Genomic DNA, 19,006 nt, shown 5'->3' on the forward strand with positions numbered 1-19,006 from the left:
CGCACACAGAAGAGAGGAAATTGAATGAGTCGGCGATTATTGGTGACGGGGGGTGCGGGGTTTATTGGGGCGAATTTTGTTCATCATTGGTGTCAGGTTTATCCAGATGACCGAGTGGTGGTGTTGGATGCTCTAACTTACGCAGGTAATCGTTTGAATTTGGCGCTAGTTGAGCAAACAGAGAATTTTCGGTTTGTGCAGGGGGATATTTGCGATCGCTCCCTTATAGATGAGTTATTATCAACAGAAAATATTGATACCATCGCCCATTTTGCTGCTGAATCTCATGTTGATCGTTCAATTCTTGGCCCTGCTGCTTTCGTGCAAACTAATGTGGTAGGAACTTTCACTCTCCTGGAAGCTTTTCGCCAACATTGGCAGGCTAAAGMACAACCATCTGATTTTCGTTTTTTACATGTTTCTACTGATGAAGTTTACGGTAGTTTAAGCCCTAATGATGCAGCTTTTTTGGAAACTACACCCTATGCTCCCAATAGTCCCTATTCTGCTTCTAAAGCTGGTAGTGACCATTTAGTACGTGCTTATTACCATACTTATAAACTTCCAACAATTATTACAAATTGTTCTAATAATTACGGTTCCTATCAGTTTCCGGAAAAGCTAATTCCCCTAATGTGTATTAACACTTTAATTGGTAAACAATTACCTGTTTATGGTGATGGAAAAAATGTGCGGGATTGGCTTTATGTCGGCGATCATTGTCTAGCTCTAGATGTAGTAATCAATCATGGAAAACCAGGGGAAACATACAATATTGGTGGCAATAATGAGGTAGAAAATATCAACCTCGTAGAACTTTTATGTCAGATGATGGATGAATTAGCACCTGATTTACCTGTGCGTCCAGCAAAGCAGTTAATTACTTTTGTCAAGGATAGACCCGGACACGACAGGAGATATGCAATTAATGCAAATAAAATTAAAACTGAGCTTGGTTGGACGCCTTCAGTCACAATTGCTGAGGGTTTACGTTTAACTGTTGAATGGTATCTCACTCATCGTGATTGGTGGGAACCTCTATTATCTGCGGAATATCAAGCTTACTATCGTAAAAATTATTCTGTTAAATAACATATTAATTGGACAAAACTTAATCAGTAATAGTCTCAATTTTTTATGGGTAAGTAATTAATTGATTATAATATTAACGTTCAATAATTATGCTTGGATGCCTATTTTAATTTTGAGCAAATTCTTTAAGTTAAATAATCGTCGATTTCTTCGGGGTGATTGCAGAAGTACTCTGGTTCAAATTCATCGAGTGTTCTAAATTTTCTTACGAATGAGGACTCCTTTTTCAATAAATTCTCAGATTCCCACAGTTTCTGTAGATAATGACTATCCTTGAATAGTAAGGGAATAAGATTAGCGTAAATTGCCAGCAGGTGTCACATGCTGCAAGCAGAACAGATATTACAAGACCGTTATCAAATCCAGCGTCAACTTGGCAATAATGGAATTCGCCAAACTTGGCTAGCAAAGGATTTAAAAGCTGATGATGGCGATAATTCGACTGTTGTGGTCAAACTTTTGGCCTTCGGTGGTACTGTGCAGTGGGATGATTTGAAACTTTTTGAGAGGGAAGCACAAATTCTCAAACAGCTAAATCACCCTCGCATACCTCAATATATTGATTATTTTTGTATCGACGATCGCACTCTCTGGTTTGGCTTAATACAACAATATATTCCTGGTGAATCGCTTAAGGAAAAACTTGCTAGTGGCAAAAGGTTTAGTGAAAAACGAGCTAAAAAAATTGCCGTTGAAGTATTAAATATTCTTACGTATTTACACGAGCTGAATCCAGGAGTATTGCATAGAGATATTAAACCAAGTAATTTAATCTGGGGCGAAGATAATCGAATTTATTTAGTCGATTTTGGAGCAGTTCAGGATAGAGCAGCAAAAGAAGGCGTTACCTTTACTGTTGTTGGTACTTATGGTTATGCCCCAATGGAACAATTTGGTGGACGTGCGGTAGCGGCATCGGATCTCTATGCATTGGGAGCAAGTTTAATTCATGTGCTGACTGGTATTTGCCCATCTGATTTACCCCAGCAAGATTTGCGACTGCAATTTGCAGACCGAGTTAACCTCAGCCGCAGTTTTATCAGTTGGTTAGAAAAATTGATTGAACCTGCGCCAGAACAACGATTTACTAATGCTCAGCAAGCGCTGAATGCTCTCAAATCTGGTTTGGTTGTCAAATCTGCAAACAAATCTCAGCTTTTAGTGGCAAAAGAAATTATTAACAATTCGGGATGCGGTATCAACAATCACAATGAAACAGTGCCAGAGGAAATTCTCGGTTGGAACTGGGGCGCATTTCTCATGCCTTGGTTTTGGATGTGGACTAACCAAGTGTGGTATGGATTGTTCTGCTTTATACCCCACGGCTGGTGGTTAATGGCGATCGCTCTTGGTGCCAAAGGCAATGAATGGGCTTGGAAAAGTAGACGCTGGCGCAGTATTGAACAATTTAAAGCCCATCAAAGAGGCTGGGCGATCGCTGGTATTTTAATTGGTGCGCCTATTAGTATTATGTTGTGGCTGAGGGCGATCGCTTTGCTCAAATCTGCGTTTTAGTGAGGAGTGGGGATTGGGTACTGCAATTGGGAGTTATTATTCTCCCCATCTCCCAATCTCCCCATTGCCCCATCTTATCCACTCACTTGCGATTCAACTACACCCACAGGACAAGAAACGTTTGTTCCTCCTAAACCACAATAGCCGTTGGGATTTTTCGCTAGGTATTGTTGATGGTAGGCTTCGGCGTAGTAGAACTCCGGTGCATCCAAGATTTCTGTGGTAATCTTGCCATAGCCTGCCTTGTTAAGGGCTTGCTGATAGGCTTCCAGCGATGCTTCTGCTTGCTGCTTTTGAGTTTCAGAGTATACATAAATTCCCGAACGATACTGAGTACCAGCATCATTACCTTGGCGCATCCCTTGGGTGGGATTATGGCTTTCCCAGAAGACTTTCAACAGTTCGGAATAACTAATCACTTTGGGATCAAACACAACCAACACAACTTCGTTGTGTCCGGTTCTTCCACTACATACCTCTTCATAGGTGGGGTTAGGTGTGAAACCGGCAGCGTAACCTACTGCAGTAGTGTAAACTCCTTTAAGCTGCCAAAATTTGCGTTCTGCACCCCAAAAACAGCCCAAGCCAAAAATTGCTTTCTCTAATCCATCAGGAAAAGGAGGTTTTAGGGGATTTTTGTTGACATAATGAGCAGCGGGTACTGACATAGATTGTGCCCTTCCTGGCAAAGCTTCCTCAGGTGTGGGCATATTTTGTTTTTTGCCAAATCCGAATAGTGCCATTGATTTTGACTCTGAATATACATCTTTACCTTATTTGACATTTTAACGCTGTAAAGATTGTGGCGATCGCTTGGCGTTTTCGTAGAATCCTCACCAAAAGTGTAGTAATAAACTAGTTACTGGGTATTAGAGAGAGTTTCCTAATACCCAATACCCAGTCCTTTGAACACAAAGAAATCCTCAATCTAAAATCTAAAATTGTATTATTTATGGATAAATTACCAAAAATTGACCGCCAAAGGGAGCATCAAGCGAACGAACGAACTTTTTTAGCTTGGGTACGCACTTCTATTGCATTAATTAGTTTTGGAATTGCTATTGCCAGATTTGGTATATTTTTGCGCCAGCTTAATCTGGCCATTACTCAACAAGAAACTCGGGTAAATCCATTAACTAATTCCGAAAATTTGGGACTGGCTTTGGTAATTTCTGGAATTTTCACGATTGTCTTAGCTGCGTGGCGATATAACCAGGTTTTTTGGCAAATTGAACGTGCAAGTTATAAACCAAGTAGACTAATTGTTTGGATTATGACTGGAGTCGTAATTATTTTAGGACTTTTTTGTATTCCTTTGCTTCTATGGCGTAATAAAGTACCTTCTCGTTCTCCTGTCCCAAGGCAACTACAGTCACGAAATTTATATTAAGTCTGACTTTATATTTATCCTGCAATTAGACTGTATAAAAGTCCAAGTAATACAATTAATGTCACAATAATATAAGTAAAATTTCGTTGTCGAATATAGGCTAATAATGAACAGGCTACTCTCAAAACTGGAGTGGCAATCAATACCAACAGTCCAAGTTGAATAATCCCACGCCGACGACCGGATTCAATAGATGTCAATACCCCTGATGGAGTACGAAATTCTGGCAGTTCTCCCCGAAAAAATTGATAATTGGGAGCCTCTGTACCGTGATGAATTAAATACAAAATTCCACCTACTAAAACTAAGGTGGTGGCAATAATCACCCCAATTCTTAATAAGTTGCTAATAAATTGTTCAAAGCGCTGCTCGGATTTAATGCGGCTGCTTTTTGCCATTTTAAAGTCTCCCTGTTAGCCCTTTGTAAATCATTTCCACCGCTAGCACCAAAATGACAACGCTGAAAATATTTCGCAAAAGCTTGACTCTGGCTCTGACTAATACCCGTGCTCCTAATAAAGCACCAAACAATACTCCTAACATTACTGGCATTGCTAATCCAGGGTCAATGTAACCTCGGTTCAGATATATGCCAGCACTAGCCGCCGCCGTCACTCCAATCATGAAGTTGCTAGTAGTGGTTGATACTTTAAAGGGAATATGCATGATTTGATCCATTGCCAGCACCTTAAGCGCTCCAGAACCAATACCAAGCAATCCTGAAAGTACGCCAGCTACAAACATTAATCCAAATCCAAAGGGTACTCCACGCACGTTATAAGACTGTTCTCCTGTGGGAGTCGGATAAGTGCCATTGAGTTGAAGACGAATTGCTAAAGAATTTGACGGAAAATTATTGAGGTGTTCAGGTGGATTTTGGCGCGACAAGTAAGCAGAGTATAGTAAAACAATTCCAAACACAACACCAAGCGAACCTGGGGAAATTTTAGCTGCCACAATTGCTCCGACTATTGCACCAAAGGTTGTTGCTACTTCTAGAAACATTCCTAGCCGCACATTTGTGTAGCCTTCTTTGATGTAAGCAGATGCAGCTCCGCTAGATGTAGCAATTACAGATACTAGTGAAGCACCGATTGCATAATGAATATCAACCCCAAATACTAAGGTTAAAAACGGGACAATTACTACTCCACCTCCTAACCCAGTTAGTGCTCCTAAAAATCCAGCTATAAACGAGCCGAACCATACTAATAGAGAAAATTCTAGGATGTTCAAATTGTTTCGCCCGCCACAAAATTTTTGTTTGAGACTAGAAAGCGAAACTCAATCTATTGGTTGATTTCGCCCTCAGGTATTCTATAAAATTTAGTTAAGAGAAACAACTATTTTTGTTTGTCAAACTGATAATTAAAAATGATTAACGTCGCCAAACTTAGAAGTCATATATAGCAATCGGATTTGATTCCCGAATACTCCTACAGACCTGGGACTGAGGACTGAGGACTGGGAAGAAAGAATAAAGGTGTGCCTAGCTTCTTGAAAAATCAAATATTAGTACTATACAACAATTTGTAAATAAGTTAGGTACAGAATCTACTCCAGATTTCAAGTTAATGAATCACACTTGTTAAATATTAAAGCAGTACAAAAAGCCTGCTATAAGTCCTTTTCAATTAACAGTAGTTTCAGAAATAACTGTGACACAAGCATTGACTAAAGGTAATAATGGCCCTAGTTGCTCTTGTCCATTAACGGCTAAATCGCTGTGACACAAATAAACTCTCTTCGATACACGAGACAGCAAATCTGCCAAAATTCTGCGAAGTCGTTGTTGTTCTGCTAATTTTTCATCTTCTGCTGTCCAAGGTTGTCCTAATCTGTCTTGCAGGAAAAATGGGGCACCGAACAATGTCGCCGCACCACCTTTAGCCCATAAAGGTGAACCAGCATCGAGCCAAAAATGCCAGCGGTGCGATCGCCTACTAGAACGATATTGAAATATAGTTGCTAAAGTCACAGCTTTTCTGGCTCCACCAATGGGACGCACTGGGTAGGGGTTGGCCGTGATACTACCGCGTCGCAGCAGTTGAATAAATTCGGCAATAATAGTCGCTGAGGGAGAGGGGGAACTCGGGGCCCCCACCAAGTCGGGATTAGGGCCAATGGGGAGATGGGGAACTCGGGGCCCCCGCCCAGTCGGGATTAGGGGAGATGAGGAGATAGGGAGATCGGTGTATAATTTTGAATTGGTTTGTCGTAATCTTGTGTCAATTTCCCAATAGTGTTGGGCGGTTTCTAGTAATTCCCGCAATGCTGCAAGTTGTTCGTAGGGGAGATTGCTACCATTCCACAAAAAATGCACAATTGCTCTATCTAAGAGGGAAATGGGACTAGGAATTAAACGCTGTTCTTGTTGCGATCGCTGTTGTTCTAACCACTGTAATATTTCGTTATAGGCTGTAGTAGCTGCATAGCCAATTCTATCCCAGCGCTCGAAGGCTGACACTGGTAGCAAGTTGGGACGGTCGGGGTGGGGTACAAAGCAGTAATCTGCGATTAAACCAGCACGTACTGGGTCAATATCCGTAGAGACGCGATTAATCGCGTCTCTAGTTTGTGGTGGTTGTTTTCTGCTTAAAACAACCAGCATTTCTGCTACCGCATCCCGATCTACTAGCCGTCCCAAACCGGGATAGACTAGCGAGAGCATGGTGAGCAATGCCCGAATTACGGGTGAACTAATTAAGGGGCGTTGGTCGTTGAGCGATTCTATTTGGATATTTTGTTTGCTCAGGATTTCTACTAAGGTATAACGAGCGATCGCATCTAAACCAGGTGCTATAATCGCTATTTCTTCTGGTTCTACTTGCTGCGATTGGATGGCATTGGTAATTACTTGTGCTGTTTGCCGCAATAGTTGGGCGCGGGAAGTGGTTTGAATCGAGTGGACAATTTCTGGTAAGCTCAATGGCATTATGGATTCTGTGACTAATTCCACCATTTGTGTAGCCAGTTGTTGTCCTAGGCACTCTGGAGGTGGCCCAGTCAAGGTTTCTATTCGACAACGTGCTGCTAATCCTTCGAGGTAATTTGGGTCTGCTCCTAATCCCAATCGCACTGCACCATCAAGATTGTAAGTAAACGCCCCAATTGCGCCTTCGTCTAAAAGCAACTCAAATAACAGACGGGCTACGCCAGGATAATCATCTACATCATCCGCGAGTATTGCTTGATAGCGTTTTGTTAAGTGCTTTTGGTAATTGCGATCGCTTAATAAATGTTGGCTATAAAGTTCAGTAATAATCCCATAAGTTAGTAATCCCCTCTCTAAACACCAGTTACGCCAATCTAACAGCAAAGACGCCAAAAATTCCGGCTCTAAATTTGTACTATTTTCCGCTAAACCTCTAGCCAAAATCTGGGCAATATCTTCGCAAACTGTGCCACTATAGGCTGCTAATTGGAATAAGTCTAGGATGCGACGCACTAAACGAGACTCATTCACACCCGCAAGACGTAAAATTTCTTCGTCTAATTGGGAACGCCACAATTTGATTGCTAACTCTTGTTCGGTTTCTGGGCGCAATCGCACTGGGAACTGTGCCTTGAGGTTCAATGAATTAATTAGCAATGGCCAAAATAAAATAACCTCATCCTGAAAAAAACCTAACGGTGTCTTCGCCCGAACCGGATATTTTCCTAAGGTTGATGTAACAATTTTATCACCTAATTCTCGCCGATTATCATCATTGGCAGCTAAGACTAAAACTCCTGGATCTGTTGGTTTAAGATCTAAAAATTTGGAGGCATTATCACCTTTTTCACGTCCTTGGTTTTTAGTATAAAATGAGTCAGTATACGGTTTTTTAGGTTCTACCCAACTAGAAAATTGCTTTACTAAGCGAGTTGTCTTACCACTGCGGCTAGTGCCAACGATCCAAATCGAATGAGAAACCACGAACTTTCTCCTTGTAGATTTGCTAGTATACCTTGTGCGTTAACTTAAGGTTAAGAATCACCAAATAATGCTGGATGATTGTCTGCAATGAAAAACTTTGTTTTTAGCCAAAAAATCTATTCTTTCTTACTTGCTGCTTATCGATGGTACTTACAGACTCCTGAACGTTCTTTACATCAGGCTTACGATGCAGCATTAAAGATTAAGGAAATAGAAGATAAGCATTTTAATGGTAATAAAATAGACATTGACTCAGCCATGTACAGTAACAGCGTCATGGATTATTTTGAGTCAGACTTAAATAAGCTATTAAAAACTGCCAAGATGCGGCTTACAGAGTTTAGAGCAAGCCGTTGGTTTCTGAATGAAGAAGATCAGAAAGCTGCCAATAAAGCAGGTATAGAATACCTCAGTGCTTCTTTCGTTTTAGAAAAGCTGAACTTTATCGATGGAGTTATATCCAAATATACAATATCTCCCGAACAAATAACTTCTGGAGTTGTAGTGGTAAAACCTCCCAGTACACCAGTTGACTCAGCAATTACTTCAGCTTTACCACCTAAGCCCCCAACTAAATATGTAGAGAAAAAATCGGATAGAAAATTAAAGCCTAAAACCGATACAACAGGTGTTTTACCGCGTTCAATTTTAAGTACTATCAATCGTTTGCAAGTTGAATTAGACCCTAATTCTGAAGGAGAAGTAATTCAGAGTTTTCGTCAAGCTCAAAGAAGGACAATAATATCTATTAGATTTATTTTACTATTAATAATAGTACCACTTTTGACGCATCAAATAGCAAAAGCTTTTATAGTAGGCCCAACTCTGGAAAGATTTAGAACTAGTGAGCAAGCTGAGGTATTCTTAAATTATGAGATGGAAGAGGAAGCGCTGACAGAATTACAAAGATTTGAAGAAAGAATCAAGTTTGAAAATCTGATTAGTCATGCACCTCCATTGTCGCTTGAGAAGATAGAAACAGAACTAAAAGAAAAGGCAACAGAGATTGCAGAAGAATTTCGGCAGGAAAGCTCTAATTCGATTAAAAATGTTTTTGCGGATATGTTTTCTGTGATTGCTTTTATCTGGCTTTTACTCACCAGTAAGTCTTCTATTGCTGTGCTGAAAGATTTCTTCGATCATATTGTTTATGGACTTAGTGACAGTGCTAAGGCATTTATTATCATTTTGTTTACCGATATATTTGTCGGATTCCACTCTCCTCACGGCTGGGAAGTACTTTTAGAAGGTGTATCTCGCCATTGGGGATTACCAGCAAATAGAGATTTTATCTTCTTATTTATTGCTACATTTCCAGTAATTTTAGATACTATTTTTAAATACTGGATATTCCGATATCTGAACCGAATATCACCTTCAGCAGTGGCTACTTACCGGAATATGAATGAATAACGGATCTAGAGCATTAGTTGAACTGCTAAATACAAACTTTCACAAGCAATCAACACTGGTGGTTTATATGATTAACTTCAATGGTTATATATGCTTATAGTTAAGATTTTAGTCATTGATTTTTAAGCACTAAAGTCCTGAGTACGAACCTCTAAAAACTTTTACGACAACCTATTAGTTACTTGTATATTAGCAATAAAAGTTTTTGATTTCTTAAATTGATTAAATATTTGTATGAAAAAAATATTTGCTGAGTTAGGAAAGTTTCATAACTTTATCGCTATCAGCTTATTTTTAATTTTCTCAATCTCTTTATTGAGAATGCAATCTTTAGTAAATCAGGAACTCAGTCCGCCAGAATGTCGCGTGAAAAAATGGGATGTACCATTGTCGTTGACAAATAAAAATATATTTATCCAAAACAAAAAAGTAGTATTAATTGAGAGGACACCAATTACTTGTTGTCAGAGTGATACTTCTTGTTTAGATGAGATAATCTATGGAAAAATACAAGATAAAAAAGCATTATTGACAGCTATTGATCGCAGTTTACAATACTTACAAACCGAAGCGGCTGCAGCTGCTTACCAAAAGTATCCAGTGGCTGGAATTAGCCGCGATCGCGTATTCAAAAGTTTGCAAAGATTCCGCGAAATTTTATTAAAAACTAATTCAGCAACAGAGTTACATACAGCTATAGAACGAGAATTTGTTTATTATCAGTCAGTTGGTAAAGATAACAAAGGGACCGTTTTATTTACCGCCTATTATGAACCACTTTACGCCGCCAGTCGTGTTCCCACAGCAGAATATCGCTATCCTGTTTATCAATTACCTCCTAACTTTAACTCCTGGTCTAAACCTCATCCTACACGCTTACAATTAGAAGGAGCAGATGGTTTACAAGGCGCAAAAGGTAAATTAAGAGGATTAGAATTGTTTTGGTTGCGCGATCGCCTCGAACCATATCTAATTCAAATTGAAGGTTCAGCCAGACTTCAGCTAACTGATGGGACTCAAACAACCATAGGTTATGCAGGTAATACTGCTTATAATTACAAAAGCATTGGGCGAGAATTAGTCAATGATGGCAAATTACCGTTAGAAGGTATAACTATGCCAATTATTCTCGACTATTTCCAAAAACATCCTCAAGATTTAAATATTTATATTCCGCGCGATCGCAGCTTTGTTTTTTTTCAAGAAAACCACGGTGAACCAGCCCAAGGTTCTATTAATGTACCACTAACAGCAGAACGTTCTATTGCTACAGATAAATCTCTCATGCCTCCTGGCGCTTTAGCGTTGATTCGTGCTGCTATTCCCTTTGTTAATTCTACTGGAAACATGGAAGAACGGATTACTAGCCGCTATGTTCTCGATCAAGATACTGGAGGCGCAATTAAAGGTGCAGGTAGAGTCGATTATTTTTTAGGTACTGGTAAAATAGCAGGCGATCGTGCTGGCGTCACAGTTAGTGATGGGCAATTATTTTATCTATTACTCAAGTAGATGATCCCGTTTGAGATTTTAAATTTGGGATTGGGAATGGCCTTAGTTTATCTAGGTTTTGTCAATTCATCTGTTACAATCATTTTTCTTTTGGTATCAAGCCCCCTTGTTCGCAAAGCAGGGCAGCACAATTGTGCTACCCTACAAATTATCTGTAATTCAGGTAAATAAACTATTGATTTCAGGTCAATGAAACCTTGGGTATGCTAATTACGAATTACGAATTACCCCAACTACAACTAAGCTTCTAAATCCATTTCAACATCGTCATCATCATGATCGTAGGGAATGTCATCAAGATCTATCATTTCTGATATTTCTTCTATTTCACCTAGATAGTCAGATTCTTGATGTTCGCGCTCTATCAGACGACCACTTGACTTTAGCCATTCCAAGAGAATAAATTCATTACTTGTACGAATCACGGGCGCTCGTTGATTACGAGGTTCTTCACGCAAAGGACTTGTAGGCATAAAAAACTCACTTTTGATATAAGTCCAAGTAGTAACCGTATGCTATCTGGATTTTTGAGACAATTTACTGCCGTTATGTAAATTCATGACAGTAATATATCTCAGTTTTTTAGAGATATTTCAGTACAGTTTCCTTCGCTAAAAATTTAAATTTTCGGAATACTCGAAAGTAAATTTTTCACGCCAATTACTGACATAAAATACCTCGATAACCAAAATATATAGAGATTTAGATTCGGAGAGGCGTCTATGTAGTCACTAACATGACCGAAAATATTTCTCAACATATTTAATGATAACATAGTTGACAGTTAAACTTTTTTAACTACTTTCGTCATTAGATATCTAGTTATTAAGAATAGTAAAGTTGTAATCAATTACGACTTTTAATTAACTAAATATGCTGGTATAATTGTTTTATTTTATACTAATTATAATAGTAGCTAAAGAATAAATTATTAATAGCGATCGCATCATCCGATCCAATAAGGTGAGTACTGCCTTCGGTTAACTCAAATCCTTTTTTTTACTATTGACTGTTGATTGCCGACTATTAACTCTTAACCGTCAGCAATCAACGAACAAAGCCAAGTGATTGGTAATTTAAAGGCGTAATAGCTTAGTTGTCAAGATTTTTAGCCAATCCTGAAATAGGGCGTTGCTGATTAAGGGTATGAATTTTGTTTCGCGCAAAAGGCTAAAAACAAAAGTTTAAAACTTTGAAGTTTGAAATTCATACTTAAATTCAGCAACGCCGCTGATGGTCGTTAGGATATGTCAACTAAATCAATAGCTCAATTMTCTGACAGGTTACTAGGTTGATTTAGAAACCTAAGGGGTACAAGGAGAAGTACCAGTAAAAGTATTTACGCAAGTACCCACAACAGTTCTAGACACAACCTTAATGCTATTAGGAAGAGGAGCATATCCTCGAGCTGTAGCTATCTGGTCTGGAGTGGGGTTAGAGGAATTGGCGGTGGGAGGAACTGGTTGTGGCGCAGCTGCTAAAGCCCAGTTGATCAAGCTTCTAATATGAGTTGCTATGAGATTACCGTTAGTCCCTCCGTATACGTCATAAAACAGCGTGTAAGTTGCTGTGGAAATGGGATAGGCTGGTGAAACGGTAGGATCGGCCAAACCATCAATTCTAATCAGCCTGTTATTTGGAGCAGTACCATATTTGACAATGGTTCCAGCACTTAAAGCGGCTTGAATTCCAGCTGTTGTGGGACCAACGTATGAATTTGCTTTGTTCTGTAAGATTGCGGCAGGTAGACTGTTAGCTAAACGTGTAGCACTATCTACATAACCAATTGCGCCAGAATTATTTTTAATTGCAGTGGCTACACCTCCACCTCCTGTAGCAGATAAGAAACTTGCCGGCCAAACAACCGTATTGGCTGGTGGTGTTGGAGGTACAGTACCTGAAGTACTTATGCTACCTACTCCTCTATTCCAGACATTAGCTGCTGGAAGACCATTAGTTGCAGCAGTCTGACATGCAGTATTGAGATGGGTGCTTAAAACAAATGTGCTACCACTATTGTCGCTACGACGTACAACTTTAATGGGTAAATTGGCTGCAATTACTGCACCGCCGTTATCTGCTTTAATGCTGGCATCATTCCAATTTACTATGGCGCCATTCAAAATACCACAGTAACTCTTTCGTGAAAGCTTAAGTCCAGCGGCTGGTATGGTAAGACCAGCACTATTATAAGATAAGGTGATTCCGACACCTACCACAGGTACTTGGATGGCCTTTCCACTATTGGGCTTTCCAGTACCAGTAGTAACTGTTTGTTCTATTTGTGTTCCTGCTAAAGGGTCATCACTAGCTGCAAAAGAGACTGGGGCTAAGATGGTAGGACCAGGTGATGCTGGTGGTGGAGTTTGACTGAAAAAAGCTGTTATACCTGCACCACTACCAACTGAAGCATATCTGAATGTGTCGTTATTAACGACTGGGCCATAAGTTCCGTTTGGGTAATTGAGGAAGGCTGGGGGCACATCAGCATTAAGGGATGTAGGATTTCCAACCCCGAAAACGTTAAACCATGAGCCTTTTGAGCCAAAAGGATATGAATTAGTTGCTCCTGTACCTACAAACAAAGTATTTACAGTACTTGCACCTAGACCATTTATTGAGGTAACTCCAGTAGGGGGAGGAGTGGTGGAGGTCTGAGCTAGAGATTTATGAGTAGCAGATTGACCTACTAAACTAATTGTGATGGCAAGTAGAGAAATTGAACTTGTCAAATATTTCGATTGGCGAGATAAAGCCATGTCAAGCTCCTTAAAATTAATTTAGAAATGAACACCCTGGAAAAGACAAAACCAATTGTCAAACTAGTGATTAAAAATAAGCTTTTGTTACGCCCAACAGTTTGGCACTAAAAAAGTTATTTATAAATCACGAGTTTGCACAAACTTGTGAAAAACTTAGAGCAAATAATATGAACATCACTTTCTTTTGTGTAGACATGTGGCATTTCGCCATCGGCTAAAGCGAAGCCACGACACAAAGAAAGTAATAATTTCACAATTTTTTAGGACTGCTATGATTAATAGCTGTCAGACTCTTGCAACGAATTTAACAGTAGAATGTTAAGGTAAAATTCAAATCATGGTTAGATTATGGAAAGTTTAAATAAATTATTATATTTTCGGAATTTTATACATCTTTTGAAAAAGGGGCTTTATATCCTTTTTTATTAATTTTTGCCAATATCAAATCGAAATTATTTATAGACAGTCTATATAATATAGTTTTAGTTATTAAATTTTATTTAAAAGGTTGCAATGGATATTAAATATCTTTTATAGTCTTGACAAATTAATCATTGTGTTTATTAATGAAATAACTGGTTTCGGCGCTTAGAAAACTTACATTTTCTATTTAGTATTTTCTCAATGCCTAAGTTTTAGTATTTTTTCTCGACAATCAACCAATTTATAAACCTTATAAATATTCGGGTAAAAGGATAAAACTTGCTCCAATGCGGTTGGCTACAGGCTAAAACTCTTTGTTAAAGCCATTTTTTGATGTTGACGCGCAGCGGTTCAGCACTGTGGTCTTGGGAAGTCACGGGGTCTGACAGCAAAAAGCTATTTGAAGGACTTACGTAAGCTACCGCCAAGGAGACAAACGCACTGAAAAATGCTCAATTGAACTTTGTTCAAATCTCGATTAGTTAGTACTGATGACAGTAGACTACTTAACACGGATTCCAATGGTAGTGCTAGTATAATCTCTAAAAGTATTCTCAATAGTCTTGGCAAATGGGATACAGTAGCCGTTTGGTTGATTTTTGTATGCAGCAAATGAGGTAGCAAAGCACCTTAAGCAATCAAGCCTAGTGAGCAAAACGTATATATAGACAAAGGATTGAGATTTGACTTTAGCTATAGTGATTAAATAGCGCTATCCTGCCAAGGATTGTCTATTATGACCACTCGATTACTCAAACTGATAATTAAAACAAGATTTCTGAGACAGAAAATTTTAACTGTTAACTGTAATTGCTACAGTTAATGGCTAAAGACTTAGTTTTTCAAGATACACACACTTATTAAATAAATATTAATATTTAGTTAACTTAAATTAATAAAAAATTGGATGATAATGTATAACTTTGCTGAACTTCATACATTTGAGTAAAAATAAATGTTAAATCATGTAAAATCATTATATCTGTAAAATTTAAAACCACCAACGCCCACAGTACATTATAGGAAAATTAGCAAATGTTTAGACAAAGTTCTCACGAGAGAACCTTTTTCAAAGCTTTAACTGGTAGTGCAGCCACAGGATCTGATAAGTTAAGACTGGCACTGAAATCCACTCTGCTTATTTTAGTTGAATCTGTACCTTTTTTGATTGCTTGTGCTGTATTTTTAAGCGTTATCAGCCTAAAAAGTCCTATCCTGCTATTTTGTTTACTAGTTGGTAGTTTAATTGCAGTCATCATCCATAGAATTGGGCAGCAGGTACATTTGCCAAAGCGATCGCTGATAATATTACAAATTTTAGCAGTGGCGATCGTTCTAAGTTTATTTTGGTTAGATTACTTTGCTGCTCCGGCGCAAGCGCAGTTTTTTGGCGAAGCAGAAAAGTTTTTCAAAAAAACTTTGAATGATGGTTCAACAGGAAATAATGCTGGTGGTAGCGACACCGCAGTAAGTTTGATATTTAATGTATTGCGGGCACTATTCTTGTTGTATATTGCAATTTCTTTGGTTGGTGTAATCAACGCAGTCCGTAAAGATGAAGATTGGCAAAGCATCGCCAGAACTCCCCTATTAGTCGTTGTAGCTGTTACCATTGCTGATGTATTGACACGGTTTGTAATTGGCGATAACAGTAAATAATTAAGATAATAGAAATGTCACAAGAGCGGGAACAAGAATTTCGTCCAGTTAACCAAGTTCTAGGAAGCCAACCTTCATTAGGGCCAATTCCAGCCGATCAAATTCTTCCCTGGACAGTAATCGCCTTAGCCTCCTACTTTATAATCAATGGGATTTTTGGTGGTCTTTTCCAAGAAGAATTTCAAAAATGGCTGTGGACGCTACTAATGACTGGTTGGGGAATTGGAACTTGGTGGATATTAACTGGTGGGAAAAGTTGGAGTTTTTTAAGTAAATTTATTGGTGTTCCCGCTTGGACAAGAGGCTTTGCTCGTTATCAAAGCTTACTAGAAGTTAACCATGAAGCAAAAAATCGGAAAACAAAGCGTCGGCGTCACCGGAAATGAAACTAGATTAACACCATTTGAAGATGCCTTACATTTGGCGACAATGCTGCGCGTCTCGATGAATGGGCGCGATATCGGCGCTTATCTGTTGACAAAAGGTACTCAAAAGGATCGATTTTGCTTTGTTTTTGGTTTTGATTGTAAAGGAATTCATACCACTTTAAGACCAGAAGAAATTGATACAATTTTTAATAATATTGAAGCTGGGTTAAAAGATATTCCTAGCGGTGAAAGAATGACACTGCATTTAGGATCTTTTAGCTCAGATGTAGAGCGACAAAAAGAGTTAGGAGCGCTGATTAGAAATGCGCCATCCCGTGATATTAAATATTTGTTGATGGCGGAGAGAGCGAGAATTAAAGAACTGACTAAATCTGGCGTGCGAAAGCCAAAGTTCATGCGGATTTATGTCACCTATACAGTCGAAACTAGCTCAAAAAATGCAGATGATTGGATAGAGAAACTTTTAGTCAAAGCTGAATTATGGTGGTTGAAATTTAAAGGGGATCTCTCAGAAACCGAAAACCAGCGGATTGAAACTGTAATCACAAATGCTTATAAACAAGGTTTCTCGCGCTGGGAGCAGATTTTATCTAACAAAATGGGATTGGATGTCAAAGCTTTGAGTGCAGACGAGCTTTGGGAAGATGTCTGGAGAAGATTTAATGATACCCAGCCCATAGATATTCCGCAATTAATCACTTTAGATGAACAAGGACTGCACGAACAAGTTAATTCCGACTTAGCTAGTAGTAAATTATTAATAGACAATATCCACGGCACAACATTGCTGATGGAGTCTAATGTACCTCGTGCCGATCGCCGTTGGGTGAATGTGAAAAATCGTTATGTTGGCACGCTGTCATTTTTGGAAAAACCTGGTGGTTGGCCAAATAAATCGGCTCAGTTGCGGTATTTATGGGAACTGTTAGCCAGAGAAACAGTAGTAGATACAGAAATTTTTTGTGAATTGACTGCGGCAAATCCAGCACTAGTAAAAACTACTCTCCAACGAGTGCTAAAGCAGTCAAATATGACGACAATTTTAGCTCAAGAGAAAAGTAAAACTATTGATGTCAATGCTCAATTAAAGTTAAGAAAGTCCGTAGCAGCCCAAGAACAATTATATGAAGGTGCAGTCCCGATTTATACAAGTATTGCAATTTTGGTACATCGGCCAACTGTGGAAAAATTAGATGAAGCTACAAGATATATTGAAAACTGTTTTCAACGTCCAGCAAGGGTAATTCGAGAAACCGAATACGCCTGGAAAATTTGGCTGCAAACTTTGCCGATAGTTTGGGAAGGTTTATTAGCAACTCCGTTCAATCGTCGTCAACTATATTTAACAAGTGAAGTTCCCGGATTAATGCCTTTAGTTTTAACCAAAAGAGGTGATAGACAAGGCTTTGAATTGATTGCTGAAGAAGGCGGAACACCCGTACATTTAGATTTGTTTAACCAGCACAAAAATTTAGCTTTATTTGCCACCACTCGTGCTGGTAAATCTGTATTGGTATCGGGGATTTTAACTCAGGCTTTGGCATACGGCATTCCAGTAATCGCCTTAGATTTCCCCAAACCTGATGGTACATCGACTTTCACTGACTATACAGAATTTATGGAGGGAAATGGAGCCTATTTTGATATTTCCAAACAATCAAATAACTTATTTGAACAACCAGATTTACGATCGCTAGACACAGAACAGCAACGCGATCGCTTTATAGATTATAGCGCCTTCCTAGAATCTGCTTTAATGACAATGGTTCTGGGCTCGTCTACCGAAAGTCAAATTTTATCGCAAACAGTGCGATCAATTCTTAATTTAGCCTTAGAAGTCTTCTTTGCTGATGAAGGTATCAAAGAACGATATCGACTGGCAATGGCGGGGGGGTTCGGTTCTCTAGCTTGGCAAAAAACCCCTACCTTAAAAGATTTTCTACTTTTCTGTTCTCCAGAACATTTGCAGCTCAACTCAATTAGTGGCAGAGTAGAAGATGCCCTCGGTCAAATTCAGCTGCGCTTGCGATTTTGGCTGACTAGTCGCGTTGGACAAGCTATTTCTGCGCCATCCAGCTTTCCCACTGATGCCCAACTTTTGGTTTTTGCTCTCAGAAACCTCTCTGATAGTGAAGATGCAGCCGTACTATCCTTAAGTGCTTATTCAGCCGCACTGAGACGCGCATTAAGTAGTCCAGCTTCCATATTCTTCATTGACGAAGCCCCAATTTTATTTGAATTTGAACAAATTTCCGACTTAGTTGGTAGAATATGTGCTAACGGTGCTAAAGCCGGTATCCGAGTTATATTATCAGCACAAGATCCTGATACTATTGCCAAATCCAAAGCTGCATCAAAAATTCTGCAAAACTTAACAACCCGGTTAATTGGCCGCATTCAGCCAGTTGCAGTGGATAGTTTTGCAGATATCTTAAAATATCCGCGTAAAGTTATTGCTCGTAATGCCTCAGAAAGTTTTTTCCCACGTAAAGAAGGGATTTATAGCCAATGGTTGCTAGATGATAACGGTGTTTATACATTCTGCCGTTACTATCCAGGTTACGAGCAATTGGCCGCAGTTGCTAATAACCCTTACGAACAAACTGCACGTAGCCAAATGATGCAAATTCACAGTGATAAATATGAAGCAATTTCTGCATTTGCACGCCAGTTAGTGGCTACACTACGTAGTAATTAGTTCCGGGAGGATATCTATGAGCAGTTAACAGCAATTCAAAAACTTAATCAAAAACTACCAAATCAAATCAAAAAATATTCCAAAACTGATTGTGGGGTGGGCGTCTCGCCCGCCCATTACCAAAGGTGGACAAAATGTCCAACCTCTAAATAGTAATAATTTATTCTCGGTAAATCTTAAATAACCACTTTACTCAACTGAATTTCAACTCACTAAATAATTTCGTCTACCTTT

14 protein-coding genes are annotated in these 19,006 nt (G+C 39.0%); 8 read left to right on the plus strand and 6 right to left on the minus strand.

Going from position 1 to position 19,006, the window contains the following annotated elements; all coding sequences use genetic code 11:
- The first annotated feature begins 24 nt into the window (after nt 1-24).
- On the plus strand, nt 25-1,092 hold the full coding sequence (gene rfbB, locus FCR06_RS10580; RefSeq protein ID WP_138499337.1) for a dTDP-glucose 4,6-dehydratase: 1,068 nt from the start codon (nt 25-27) through the stop codon (nt 1,090-1,092).
- A 321-nt stretch (nt 1,093-1,413) separates the two neighbouring features.
- Nucleotides 1,414-2,607 carry a serine/threonine protein kinase gene (locus tag FCR06_RS10585; protein ID WP_138499339.1) on the plus strand — a complete coding sequence of 398 codons (1,194 nt, stop codon included), beginning with the start codon at nt 1,414-1,416 and terminating at the stop codon, nt 2,605-2,607.
- A 74-nt stretch (nt 2,608-2,681) separates the two neighbouring features.
- On the opposite strand, the gene msrA is transcribed toward FCR06_RS10585, so the two are convergent.
- Nucleotides 2,682-3,350 (minus strand): peptide-methionine (S)-S-oxide reductase MsrA, encoded by a 669-nt coding sequence (msrA, locus tag FCR06_RS10590; protein ID WP_138499341.1) that lies wholly within the window; start codon nt 3,348-3,350, stop codon nt 2,682-2,684.
- 209 nt (nt 3,351-3,559) lie between these two features.
- Between msrA and FCR06_RS10595 the strand changes: the two genes are divergently transcribed.
- Nucleotides 3,560-3,997, plus strand: a complete 438-nt coding sequence (locus FCR06_RS10595) for a YidH family protein (RefSeq protein ID WP_138499343.1) — start codon at nt 3,560-3,562, stop codon at nt 3,995-3,997.
- 14 nt (nt 3,998-4,011) lie between these two features.
- Here the strand turns inward: FCR06_RS10595 and FCR06_RS10600 are convergent, their stop codons facing one another.
- The 3 genes from FCR06_RS10600 to FCR06_RS10610 form a co-directional block, all read right to left on the minus strand.
- A complete protein-coding gene (locus tag FCR06_RS10600) occupies nt 4,012-4,395 on the minus strand; it encodes a DUF1634 domain-containing protein (protein WP_138499345.1) in 384 nt (127 codons plus the stop codon).
- A 1-nt stretch (nt 4,396) separates the two neighbouring features.
- Nucleotides 4,397-5,233, minus strand: a complete 837-nt coding sequence (locus tag FCR06_RS10605) for a sulfite exporter TauE/SafE family protein (protein ID WP_138499347.1) — start codon at nt 5,231-5,233, stop codon at nt 4,397-4,399.
- A gap of 394 nt (nt 5,234-5,627) precedes the next feature.
- On the minus strand, nt 5,628-7,916 hold the full coding sequence (locus FCR06_RS10610; RefSeq protein WP_138499349.1) for a recombinase family protein: 2,289 nt from the start codon (nt 7,914-7,916) through the stop codon (nt 5,628-5,630).
- 87 nt (nt 7,917-8,003) lie between these two features.
- Between FCR06_RS10610 and FCR06_RS10615 the strand changes: the two genes are divergently transcribed.
- Together FCR06_RS10615 and FCR06_RS10620 are read left to right on the plus strand one after the other, a co-directional pair.
- Complete coding sequence (locus tag FCR06_RS10615; protein ID WP_138499351.1) at nt 8,004-9,329, plus strand: proton extrusion protein PcxA; 1,326 nt, start codon at nt 8,004-8,006, stop codon at nt 9,327-9,329.
- 234 nt (nt 9,330-9,563) lie between these two features.
- Nucleotides 9,564-10,841 (plus strand): murein transglycosylase A, encoded by a 1,278-nt coding sequence (locus FCR06_RS10620; protein ID WP_138499353.1) that lies wholly within the window; start codon nt 9,564-9,566, stop codon nt 10,839-10,841.
- Between the two features lie 239 nt (nt 10,842-11,080).
- Here the strand turns inward: FCR06_RS10620 and FCR06_RS10625 are convergent, their stop codons facing one another.
- Both FCR06_RS10625 and FCR06_RS10630 read right to left on the minus strand, forming a co-directional pair.
- Nucleotides 11,081-11,314, minus strand: a complete 234-nt coding sequence (locus FCR06_RS10625) for a DUF3134 domain-containing protein (RefSeq protein WP_138499355.1) — start codon at nt 11,312-11,314, stop codon at nt 11,081-11,083.
- Nucleotides 11,315-12,145: 831 nt separating this feature from the next.
- Entirely contained in the window at nt 12,146-13,600 is a 1,455-nt protein-coding gene (locus tag FCR06_RS10630) for a substrate-binding domain-containing protein (protein ID WP_138499357.1), read from the minus strand.
- A 1,461-nt stretch (nt 13,601-15,061) separates the two neighbouring features.
- On the opposite strand from FCR06_RS10630, the gene FCR06_RS10635 reads away from it, so the two are divergent.
- Genes FCR06_RS10635 through FCR06_RS10645 form a run of 3 tightly spaced genes read left to right on the plus strand, consistent with a single transcriptional unit; the run spans nt 15,062 to nt 18,772 of the window.
- The gene (locus FCR06_RS10635; protein WP_138499359.1) at nt 15,062-15,685 is read left to right on the plus strand and encodes a hypothetical protein; all 624 of its coding nucleotides are present in this window, start codon (nt 15,062-15,064) and stop codon (nt 15,683-15,685) included.
- A 14-nt stretch (nt 15,686-15,699) separates the two neighbouring features.
- Entirely contained in the window at nt 15,700-16,071 is a 372-nt protein-coding gene (locus FCR06_RS10640) for a hypothetical protein (protein ID WP_138499361.1), read from the plus strand.
- Nucleotides 16,025-18,772 carry a hypothetical protein gene (locus FCR06_RS10645; RefSeq protein WP_138499363.1) on the plus strand — a complete coding sequence of 916 codons (2,748 nt, stop codon included), beginning with the start codon at nt 16,025-16,027 and terminating at the stop codon, nt 18,770-18,772. Before FCR06_RS10640 ends, FCR06_RS10645 begins: the two co-directional genes overlap by 47 nt.
- The last annotated feature ends 234 nt before the right edge of the window (nt 18,773-19,006 follow it).

The sequence above is a fragment of the Nostoc sp. PA-18-2419 genome (assembly GCF_005869855.1).
Lineage (GTDB): Bacteria > Cyanobacteriota > Cyanobacteriia > Cyanobacteriales > Nostocaceae > Nostoc.

Bases quoted from the DNA above. Each gene is read 5' to 3' on its own strand.
- msrA (WP_138499341.1), bottom strand. From the start codon at position 3,350: ATGGCACTATTCGGATTTGGCAAAAAACAAAATATGCCCACACCTGAG.
- FCR06_RS10585 (WP_138499339.1), top strand. From the start codon at position 1,414: ATGCTGCAAGCAGAACAGATATTACAAGACCGTTATCAAATCCAGCGT.
- FCR06_RS10625 (WP_138499355.1), bottom strand. From the start codon at position 11,314: ATGCCTACAAGTCCTTTGCGTGAAGAACCTCGTAATCAACGAGCGCCC.
- FCR06_RS10645 (WP_138499363.1), top strand. From the start codon at position 16,025: ATGAAGCAAAAAATCGGAAAACAAAGCGTCGGCGTCACCGGAAATGAA.
- FCR06_RS10615 (WP_138499351.1), top strand. From the start codon at position 8,004: ATGAAAAACTTTGTTTTTAGCCAAAAAATCTATTCTTTCTTACTTGCT.
- FCR06_RS10620 (WP_138499353.1), top strand. From the start codon at position 9,564: ATGAAAAAAATATTTGCTGAGTTAGGAAAGTTTCATAACTTTATCGCT.
- FCR06_RS10600 (WP_138499345.1), bottom strand. From the start codon at position 4,395: ATGGCAAAAAGCAGCCGCATTAAATCCGAGCAGCGCTTTGAACAATTT.
- FCR06_RS10630 (WP_138499357.1), bottom strand. From the start codon at position 13,600: ATGGCTTTATCTCGCCAATCGAAATATTTGACAAGTTCAATTTCTCTA.
- FCR06_RS10640 (WP_138499361.1), top strand. From the start codon at position 15,700: ATGTCACAAGAGCGGGAACAAGAATTTCGTCCAGTTAACCAAGTTCTA.
- FCR06_RS10635 (WP_138499359.1), top strand. From the start codon at position 15,062: ATGTTTAGACAAAGTTCTCACGAGAGAACCTTTTTCAAAGCTTTAACT.
- FCR06_RS10595 (WP_138499343.1), top strand. From the start codon at position 3,560: ATGGATAAATTACCAAAAATTGACCGCCAAAGGGAGCATCAAGCGAAC.